The 7,713-nt window shown below is 52.5% G+C and carries 5 protein-coding genes; 3 read left to right on the top strand and 2 right to left on the bottom strand.

The annotated features are described in order from the left end of the window. Positions 1-1,746: 3'-5' exonuclease (locus ACI3UA_RS08365; RefSeq protein ID WP_439724360.1), on the top strand; the 1,746-nt coding region annotated here is incomplete at its 5' end. Between the two features lie 42 nt (positions 1,747-1,788). Here the strand turns inward: ACI3UA_RS08365 and ACI3UA_RS08360 are convergent. Together ACI3UA_RS08360 and ACI3UA_RS08355 are read right to left on the bottom strand one after the other, a co-directional pair. After that, complete coding sequence (locus tag ACI3UA_RS08360; protein ID WP_439724359.1) at positions 1,789-3,315, bottom strand: PLP-dependent aminotransferase family protein; 1,527 nt, start codon at positions 3,313-3,315, stop codon at positions 1,789-1,791. Between the two features lie 18 nt (positions 3,316-3,333). Beyond that, entirely contained in the window at positions 3,334-3,837 is a 504-nt protein-coding gene (locus ACI3UA_RS08355) for an ECF transporter S component (RefSeq protein ID WP_439724358.1), read from the bottom strand. 347 nt (positions 3,838-4,184) lie between these two features. On the opposite strand from ACI3UA_RS08355, the gene recD2 reads away from it, so the two are divergent. Together recD2 and ACI3UA_RS08345 are read left to right on the top strand one after the other, a co-directional pair. Continuing rightward, complete coding sequence (recD2, locus tag ACI3UA_RS08350; RefSeq protein WP_439724357.1) at positions 4,185-6,374, top strand: SF1B family DNA helicase RecD2; 2,190 nt, start codon at positions 4,185-4,187, stop codon at positions 6,372-6,374. A 95-nt stretch (positions 6,375-6,469) separates the two neighbouring features. After that, positions 6,470-7,594, top strand: a complete 1,125-nt coding sequence (locus tag ACI3UA_RS08345) for a DUF362 domain-containing protein (protein WP_439724356.1) — start codon at positions 6,470-6,472, stop codon at positions 7,592-7,594. The last annotated feature ends 119 nt before the right edge of the window (positions 7,595-7,713 follow it).

Raw genomic sequence — 7,713 nt, 5'->3', positions numbered from 1 at the left:
CAGCTTATCTATGAGCGGTTTGCCAGGGAGTACCATCCTGTGCTGATGGTATTTCATGAGAATTATCGCTCCGTCAGAACCCTGCTGGATGCCTCCTACGGCTTTTTGAAAAATCGCTTTCCGGAGCAGGTGGCGGGGCTTTTCCGGGAGGATGCCGCCGCTATGTCCCAGGAACAGGGTGAGAAGATTCACTATAAAAGGCTGAATAATACCTATATCGAGGCAAGCTGGATTTATAATCAGCTGCAAAAGCTGCGGCCGGAGGATTTGTCCAAGGTCTGCATCCTGACGCGGTCGAATTATTACAACAAGAGGCTGTCGGATTTTCTGATGCGCATAAAGCAGCAGAGGCAGGAGCAGTTTGCGCTGGGACAGCGGGAGGCGGAGGATTTTCCCCTTGATTTTATGCTGGTAGATGATTTTAAATTCTTCCGACGTCAGGAAATCAAGGATGTGGTGGCGGCACTGCGGCTGGTTATCAATCCGCAGGATGCCAGCAGCCTTTTGCGGCTGGTAAAGAGGTTTGGGCGGCGTATCGGCCCTGCCACTGTCAATAAGATACAGTCGGAGGAATACAGGGCGGCAGGCATCCGCATTACGGATTTTCTGCATGCCTCTGCCCAGAAGTATGCAGAGCCTTTTGAAATGCTGCTGCGGGGACTGGAACAAGGCGAGGTGGTGGTCTTTGATGTGGAGGCTACCGGACTGGATACCGCCCATGATGAAATCATCCAGCTGGCGGCAATCAAGCTGGATATTCACGGGCAGGAGCGCGGCAGGCTGGTGCATTACGTCAGGGCCTCAAGAAGCGTGGGGCAGTCCGAGGCGGTGCATCATATTTCTGATGCCATGCTGGCGGAGAAAGGCGTTGAGCCGGAAAGGGCACTGCAGGATTTTCTGGATTTTGCCGGAGGCTGTGTGGTGGTGGGGCACAACGTGGTCTTTGACCTGACTATCTTAGCCAGCCAGCTGGCAAGGCTGGGACTGGAACCTCTGGATATTCCTGCCTTTTATGACACGCTGGATATTTTCCGCCGTTTTTATCCCCGGCTGCCCAATCACAGGCTGGAATTTCTGGGGGATTATTTTCAGGTGGGGCATAAGTCCACCCATGATGCCTTTGATGATATATGTGCTACCGGGGAAATCCTGCTGTATGCAGTGGAGCATGATATTATGCCCTCAAGGGATGTCCGCCGCAGCCTGATAAGCAGGCACATAAGGAATTTTGCGCCGCTGGCGGAGGCGATGAACTGCCTGCGGGGCAGGCTGGCCGACATGCGTCCGGGGCAGATGGTGGTGGAAACCATAATGCGGCTGGGGATTGAGCGGCATTATCAGCAGGAGGAAAGCCGTCTGGAAAATCTCAGGAATCTGGTGCGGCAGGCACGGCAGCTGGACAGGAATGAGCTGTCCGGCTATGATGCCATGCAGGGCTTTTTGCGCCTGACGGCCCTTTCCAATACGGAGCTGGACCTGATGCTGCAGGAAAAGCCACGCATTCCGATTATCACGGTGCATCAGGCCAAAGGCTCGGAGTTTGATACTGTTTTTATGGCAGGTTTGCAGGAGGGGGTATTTCCCAGCAAAATTTCCCTTGCCAATAATACGCTGGACGAGGAAGCGCGGCTTTTTTACGTAGGAATCACAAGGGCAAAGAAAAGGCTGTATCTGACTGCCGCTCTGGAAAGGGACAGCATACCCTGCCGCTTTATCAATGCCATACCGGGGGAATTTATCGAATAGGGCAGGGGATGCAGGATGGGGGATACTGCCGACAGGACCGTTTTATTCGGACAGGCTCTTGAACAGCGAGGCCACGGCAGGGGGGATATCCTCTTCCGTCAGGGATGAGTAATTGACTACGAAGGTATGCTCCGGTGCGGCCTGGCGGTTCTGGTAATAATGCTGCAGTGACTGCAGGTGTACGCCGTTCTGCTCAAGGCGGGAGCGCAAATCCCTGTCGGAAAGGCTGGTATTTATCTTCAAAAGGAAATACAGTCCCGAAGCCTGCTGCAGTATCTGAATCTTGTCATGGTCAGGATGAGCCAGCAGCTCCTTCAGCAGCTGTTGGCGGAGCTTCTTGTAGTTGTTGCGCATGCGGTTTATGTGACGCTCAAAATATCCCTGGTTGATGAATTCGGCCAGGGTGTATTGCTCAAAGGTTGAGACGGTACAGCTCATATATCCCAGACGGCGGTTGAATTCCTCCATGAGCTGCGGCGGCAATACCATGTAGCTGATGCGGATGGTGGAGGTAAGGCTTTTGGAAAAGGTATTCATGTAGATAACCTTGCCGCTCATATCCATGCTGAACAGGGAGGGAATCGGCTTGCCCACCAGGCGGAACTCCGTATCGTAGTCGTCCTCAATGATGTAGCGCTGGCCGGATGTGGCCCAGCCCAGAAGCTCATAGCGGCGGTTTACCGGGGTGATAATCCCCGTAGGGAAATGATGGGAAGGGCTGATGTGGATTACATCACAGCGGACAGTGTTCAGGGCGCTCACTGACATGCCCTGCTGGTCAATGGGCAGGGAAAAACAGCAGGCGCCATTATCCGTGTAGATGCGTTGCAGCTTCTGATAGCCCGGGTCCTCTACGCAGTAGATTTTGTCCCGGCCGAGCAGTTTTATGATAAGCTCGTAGAGATATTCCGTTCCGGCGCCGACGATAATCTGCTCCGGCTGTATGCGCATGCCGCGAAAGCGCAGCAGATGCTCCGCAATAGCACAGCGCAGGCTGTAGATGCCGGCTGTCGGTGATTTTGTCAACAGCAGGGCCTGATTTTCGGCCATTGTGTGGCGAAGCAGCTTTGTCCAGATGCTAAAGGGAAAGTTTTCCGGCAGTATGCTGTTGGAGGAAAGGTCAATGCAGGGATTTCCTGACTGAACATCCTGCAGGCCTGAGCCGGCTGCTGTACGGGCATCCGCCGCCTTGCAGGAAGCCGCCGGCATAGCCGGCGGCTCATTGTCTGCTGTGCTGTCGTTGCAGTCACTGGCAAAAAGCTGTGCATCGCCCGGTGTGCTGTGACGGAAAAAAACGGCGGATTTATCCGTGTCCTGCTGAATGTTTTCCAGCGGCGAGACGTAGTAGCCTGATTTCGTCCTGGCATAAATATAGCCTTCCGCCATCAGCTGACCATAGGCTCCCTCGATGGTAATGGTGCTTATGCCCAGCTGGGCGGCCAGCGCCCGCTTGGAGGGCAGCTTCGTACCGGCTTTCAGGCGTCTGGACAGCACCTCGTTTTTTATGTAGTTGTAGATTTGCATGTAAAGAGGGGTGCTTTTATTTTTGTGCAGTTCCAAAGTCAGCATAGCCATATCTCCCTGTTGTTACTTTAAAAGGCGTATTTTTTGCAGAGGCTTGGACAGAATCAGGAATACTATTGCGTTCAAAACACCTTCCATGGCCAGTCCCGGTGTGGAGGCCAGTCCTGCTTCGAGGCTGTCGTACAGGAAGGCACCGGCCAGGGTGTAGGAAACGACCATCCAGAGGCAGGCGAGAACAAGACCAAGGATACTCTGACGGCTGATGGAAAAATTGCCCGGCTGTGTCTGGCCGCCTGCATAGGCAAAAATCATGGCCATAACGTATTTGATAATCAGGGTAGGCACAATCCAGATGGCAAAGCCGCCTATCAGGTCAGCCAGCCCGGAACCGATGGAACCGGCGATGGCGCCGTTGCGCTTGCCGATAAGTATAACACCGAGAAAGACTGCGGCATTGCCGAGATGGGCATAGCCAAGAGGAATAGGGATTTTCGGCACAAAGGTCATGACAAAGACCAGGGCAGTAAATAAAGCGGTAAGACAGATTTCCTTGACGGTAAATTTCATGATAACACACTCCTAATAAATAAAAATGACAATCTGTACAAGGCACAGCATAACGTAGCACAGCATGATATGGCATATGGCGTAATGCGGTGCAATAGGCCAGATTATGATGATATGCTGTATAGTATAATATCAGATTGAGCATATAGAAATAGTCAATTTATGATAATAATATAATATCAGATTTATAGCCAGATGAAAACAGCCTGTTTTTTCTGCATTTCTGTGCCGGAGGCGGCTGAGTTTTTCAATTTTTGTCTTTTCTGTGTTAAAATATAAATGTATCTGACGTGGGAATGGTTCTAGCCATTGAGCTATAAATTGATAAAATGAGCGGGTGTGATGCTATGGCAAAGCTTCGTTGCGTGGTAGAGAGAATTACATATCAGAGCCCGGAAACCGGATACACGGTTTTGAAGGTCAGGGTGAAGGATTATGCCGAGCTGGTGGCGGTGGTGGGCAATCTGCTGGATGCCAGCGTGGGGTCGGTGCTTCTGATAGAAGGAAGCTGGAAGGTGGACAGCAGGTATGGCCGCCAGTTTGTGGCGGAAAGCTGGGAGGAAACCATGCCGGCCACGGTCTATGGCATCGAAAAATATCTGGGCAGCGGGCTGATTAAGGGCGTAGGGCCGAAGTTTGCCAAGCGTATTGTGCGGCTGTTCGGGGCGGAAACCATAACGGTTATTGAGGATGATATTGACAGGCTGCGTCAGGTGGAGGGCATCGGCGAAAAGCGGATACGCATGATCAAGGAAAGCTGGCAGAAGCAGAAGGAAGTCAAAAATATCATGCTGTTTCTGCAGTCCAACGGCGTCAGCACGGCCTATGCCGCCAAAATCTACAAGGAATACGGCAATGAAGCCATTGACAAGGTAAGGGAAAATCCTTTTCGCATGGCAGATGATATCTGGGGCATAGGCTTCAAGACTGCGGATACTATTGCAGAAAAGCTGGGTTTTGGCAAAGACAGCTTCGTGCGGCTGAGAAGCGGCATTATGTATACGCTGTCCGCCCTGGCTGATGAGGGGCATGTGTATGCAGGGCGGGAACAGCTGGTGAACAAGGCTGTGGAGCTTCTGGAAACGGATGCCGCACATATTCAGATGACGCTGGACAGCATGCTGGCAGAGGAGGAACTGATACTGGAGGAGGACGCTATCTTTCTCCCTGCATTTAACTACGCCGAAAAGGGTACGGCAGGCAAGCTGATACAGCTGTCGGAGCCGTATGCCGGTGCAGGCGGGCAGGCAGAAAATGCACCTTCCGGCGGGAGGCTGGCAGGCGGCAGTGTATTTGAGGCCCTTGGCATAGAGTGTCAGGCAGATATCGGGGCGCTGGAAAAGAAGCTGGGGATTCGGTACGATGAGATTCAGGCCCTTGCCATACAGGAGGCAATGCGCTCAAAGGTGATGGTGCTGACGGGCGGACCCGGCACCGGCAAGACCACTACCGTGCAGGGGATAATTGCCGCTTATGGCCAGATGGGCATGCAGATTTTGCTGGCCGCGCCTACAGGCCGGGCGGCAAAGCGCATGTCGGAGGCAACGGGGATGCCTGCCAGAACCATTCACCGCCTGCTGGAGTGCAAGCCCCCGGATGGGTATCAGCGCAACGAGGAAAACCCGCTGGAGGGTGATGTGCTGATTGTGGACGAGTGTTCAATGATAGACATTATACTGATGAATTCGCTTTTGAAGGCACTGCCGCGCAGTATGCGGCTGGTGCTGGTAGGTGATATAGACCAGCTGCCATCGGTGGGAGCCGGTAATGTACTGCGTGATATTATTGACAGCGGACGTTTTCCTGTGATACGTCTGACCAGAATTTTCCGGCAGGCACAGCAGAGCAGGATAATTACCAATGCCCACAGGATAAATAAAGGTGAATTCCCGGATATATCCAACGGACGAAATACGGATTTTTTCTTTATCAGCAACGATAACCCGGAAGAGGCCGTGCAGGAAATCGTGGCGCTGGTCAGCAAAAAGCTGCCGCAATACTACGGCGTCAGGCCCTCGGAGGTACAGGTGCTGACCCCTATGCAGCGCGGTATTCTGGGAAGCACCAGCCTGAACCAGACCCTGCAGGCGGCGCTGAATCCTGACGGGGAGGGGCTGAGGCGGGGCGGCCTTGTGTTCCGGCTGTATGACAAGGTAATGCAGATAAAGAACAACTACGATAAGGAAGTGTTTAACGGCGATATTGGCCGGATTGCGGCTATTGATGTACAGGGGCGCACCCTGCAGGTCACTTTTGACGGCAGGATGATTGATTATGATGTGTCGGAGCTGGATGAGCTTGTGCATGCCTATGCGACAACTATTCACAAGGCACAGGGGAGCGAATATCCCATTGTGGTCATGCCCATGCTGATGACGCATTTCGTCATGCTGCAGAGAAATCTTCTGTACACGGGTATCACCAGAGCCAAAAAAGTGCTGGTGATGATTGGCAGCAAAAAGGCGCTGGCCTATGCCGTGCGCAATGTTACTGTCAGCAAGCGCAACACCAGGCTGAAGGAGAGGCTGATGAACTGATTTTCCCGGCCTGCAGGCATATTATTTCTTGACCTGCGGGGTGGTTTGAGTGATAATATAAACGTGTTTTGTGTATTTACGGGGAGGTTTTCTTTATGGAAAAGGCAAAGGTTTATTTTACAGATTTCAGGACATCGGTAGGCACCAGCTGGACTGTCAAGCTGCAGAGATTGTGCATTGCCGCCGGAATCAGGAATATTGACTTTGATAAAAAGTTTGTGGCTATCAAAATGCATTTTGGTGAGCTGGGCAACCTGTCCTTTCTGCGTCCGAACTATGCGAAGGCTGTTGCGGATCTGGTCAGGGAGCAGGGGGGACTGCCTTTTTTGACGGATTGCAACACCCTGTATCCGGGCAGCCGCAAGAATGCCCTTGAGCATATCGAGTGCGCCAATATTAACGGCTTTAACAGCATTTCCACCGGCTGTCAGATTATTATCGGCGACGGCCTGAAGGGGACAGATGATGTTGAAGTGCCTGTAAAGAATGGCGAAATCTGCAAGACAGCCAAGATTGGCCGTGCCGTAATGGATGCGGATATCTTCATCAGCCTGGCGCATTTCAAGGGACACGAAATGACGGGCTTTGGCGGCGCCATCAAGAATATCGGCATGGGCTGTGGCAGCCGTGCCGGCAAGATGGAGCAGCATTCCTCCGGCAAGGTGGCAGTGAATGAGGAAAAATGTCGCGGCTGCCGTCGCTGTGCCAAGGAATGCGGCTCTGATGCCATTACCTACGTGAACAACAAGGCTGTTATTGACAAGGATATCTGCAAGGGCTGCGGACGCTGTATAGGCGCCTGCGGTTTTGATGCCATTCACAACGAGCAGTGGGATGCCGGTGACCTTCTGGACAAGAAGATGGCGGAGTATGCCCAGGCTGTAGTGCAGGACAGGCCATGCTTCCACATCAATATGATGATGGATATCTCCCCGAACTGTGACTGTCACGGGGAAAACGATGCGGCAATTCTGCCAAATATCGGCATGGCGGCTTCCTTTGATGCCGTCGCTCTTGACCAGGCTTGCGTTGACCTGTGCCAGAAGGCAGAGCCGGTCAGGAACTCCCAGCTGGGGGACAATCTGGCTAAACCGGACTGGCATCATCATCATGATCATTTCATGGACAGCAATCCAAATGTGCATTGGAGGGAAACGCTGGAGCATGCCGAGAAGATTGGCATGGGCACACGGGAGTATGAGCTGATTACATTGAAGTAGGCCCGTGAATGCAGTGGCTACAGATGTTAGACGCTACGTCGTGAAGCTGCTGGGCGCTTTTGGTTATTAGAAAACAATCCTTTCGGAAAATAATTAGAAAAGAAATAGTCAGGAAAATG

The sequence above is a fragment of the Anaerovibrio sp. genome, assembly GCF_051866355.1.
Taxonomy (GTDB): domain Bacteria; phylum Bacillota; class Negativicutes; order Selenomonadales; family Selenomonadaceae; genus Anaerovibrio.
Note: the sequence above shows the minus strand (reverse complement) of the source record. Positions and strands in the feature narration are given on the sequence as shown.